The organism is Endozoicomonas sp. SESOKO1 (assembly GCF_024606265.1).
Lineage (GTDB): Bacteria > Pseudomonadota > Gammaproteobacteria > Pseudomonadales > Endozoicomonadaceae > Endozoicomonas.
Map to the genome: position 1 here is coordinate 1 of NZ_JAHHPP010000413.1, position 1,315 is coordinate 1,315.

The 1,315-nt window shown below is 35.7% G+C and carries 2 protein-coding genes; one reads left to right on the forward strand and one right to left on the reverse strand.

The annotated features are described in order from the left end of the window. On the reverse strand, positions 1 to 282 hold a 282-nt coding region (locus tag KDK13_RS18835), incomplete at its 3' end, for a site-specific integrase (RefSeq protein ID WP_257286550.1). Between the two features lie 330 nt (positions 283 to 612). Between KDK13_RS18835 and KDK13_RS18840 the strand changes: the two genes are divergently transcribed. Further along, positions 613 to 1,239 carry a hypothetical protein gene (locus KDK13_RS18840; RefSeq protein ID WP_257286551.1) on the forward strand — a complete coding sequence of 209 codons (627 nt, stop codon included), beginning with the start codon at positions 613 to 615 and terminating at the stop codon, positions 1,237 to 1,239. The last annotated feature ends 76 nt before the right edge of the window (positions 1,240 to 1,315 follow it).

Genomic DNA, 1,315 nt, shown 5'->3' on the forward strand with positions numbered 1-1,315 from the left:
TGCTTTTAGCCAGTCATTGATCGTTAAACTGTCGCGCCCGAGCACTTGTTTGTACAAAAAGACCAGGGCGCTCAATGCTTGCTGCTGAGTACTGACCGCAACGTGCTTTTTCATTACCAGGTGGGTGAGAAAATCACGGACATCATCACCCGTTAATAAATCGGGATGCCGCATTTTATGAAATCTTATAAAGCGTTTAATCCAATCCCAGTAGCTTCGCTCGGTAGACAGAGAGTAACCGGCAGAGCGAATGGCAATTTGAAAGCGTTCTTGTAATCTCATATAAGTTCTGCCTTATACTGTTTTTTTATACAGTAAAAGTTAGTTCGTATATGCAGAAAATCAACTGAATGGTTAACCTGTTGTTTTGAATGAAAATAAAACAATCTGTAATCATACAGATTGTTTGACCGAAAAATATGCGAATTACAAAATGCGAATCAGAAGATATAGCTTTAAAAATGCAGAACGCCGTACAAGCCGGGCTGTATGTGGGTATCGGCTGGTACGTATAGCAAATCTACAGTATGTTATGCGAAACTGATTCGTGTAAACGACTGTTAGAAGGATCGCCAAGCAATTTACAACATACTAAAAAAGGATAATAAAAGTATGGATAAAATAGAATATGAAAATAAATTTTGTATTTATATTTCAATTATTCTCGGTGCAATGGTAATACTTTTACTCATATCACATACTGCTTTTTTTGATAGAAAAATTGGTTACATCTATCACCCTGACACAAAAATAATTTATCAGGTAAAGTTTTCACCAAGCCTATATTTGAATGAGAAGTGGACTTCATTAAATCCATTCAAGTCACTTCATTACAGCGAGATAAGTAGTAGTGAAAATTTAGGTAGCATTAATAGCTTGAAAAAAAGGAATATTGATTATCAAAAATTATCCAAAAGCGAGCAGGTAGAATCAATTTTAAATGAAATAGAGAGTTCAATTTCTAACATTGACATTGATAACTTAAAGTTTATTGATATTGACTACTATCCAAGAGGTGATGTATCACCCGAAAAATTAATACCTGAATATTTTTCAGAGTTAGAAGAATTTATTGATTATTTTCCCGTAAATCTAATGGCCACAGATATAGTTGTTAACGAGTGGGATATAGAAACTGAAACAAATAAGACTGTACTCTTAGAAGAAGCACTGCTCATAAAACATGAGGCCGCAACTAAACTTTCTGAGAAAATCCTTCTAACAAGTGGTTTCAGGTGACCCCGCCTGCGGCGGCGCACCTGAACCAAGCGTTATGTGGCTTGCTGCATAGTTCTTTTTATTTCGGTGATATCGG